The 943-nt window shown below is 49.3% G+C and carries 1 protein-coding gene; it reads right to left on the reverse strand.

Annotated features, from left to right (window positions below):
• A partial coding sequence (locus R7R24_RS25235; protein WP_318119849.1) for a DUF6923 family protein occupies window positions 1-943 on the reverse strand: 943 nt, incomplete at both ends.

The raw sequence follows: 943 nt of genomic DNA on the forward strand, positions 1-943 counted from the left end.
TTCTGCACTTGGGAAATGCTGAACAGATACGCCATTTTCGGTGATAGTGATTGGATGATCTTCCACTTCGCCGGAGGTTGAGCCGCCATCGTATTTGAGCCCCGTTTGTTGACTAAAGCGGAATCGGCTCCAACTTGGTCCTGCGGTTGCCAATTCAGAGACGATAAATGGAAGTGTGTTGTTTCCTGCTGTGAGTAACTGGTCTGTAAATACTTGTTCACCTTCATCTGCGAAATCACCGTCGCGGTTCCAGTCAAACCAAGCAGATAAGTAGCCAGAAGTAGACGCCGTCACATTCACCATTGAGCTCAAACCTGGATCGAGTGCGGCAACAAAGCCAACACCATCTTCGTCTGCGGTACCAACTTTGTTGTCGCCAGAAGGTGCAATTTGTCCGTCAGGATCGCCATCAGGCGCAATGACACCAAGCCATGTCACACCATCGATTTCGTGTCGTGGACCGTTTGAGGAAAGAAGCGTGTGGTAACTATCTGGAGCATCGCCAAAATCGATTGGGTCATCTTCATCGATAACTGGCGCGTTGGCGCAGCGTGCACCGTCATTTTGGCTTGAACTCGGGCCGTGCGAGACAAACTCAACCGCTGGGACAATGCCCGCGTTGATGTTTGAAGCGTTGTCCGCTGACAAATTAATACGGTAGATTTTTCCGTCTTGATTGCGGGAAACGTAGTAATTGCCGTTGACGTCAAAATAGCCCGCACCAAAGGTACCGGTTTCGCCCGTATCTCCAATCATAGTGGCTTGGCCGTTTGCAGTATTGAATTTGTAGAGAATGCCGGAGTTGTTGTCGATCCCGTAAAGCGAACCGTCGCCAGGATGAAAGGCAAAATCTGTCAAGTTGACGTTTGCGGTCGCGGTAATTTGCGTAAGTGTTAGCGTCGCATTTGGATCGGTATCTAACGGTGATAAATCAATGGAAAAT

It is taken from the genome of Vibrio sp. 704 (assembly GCF_033339295.1).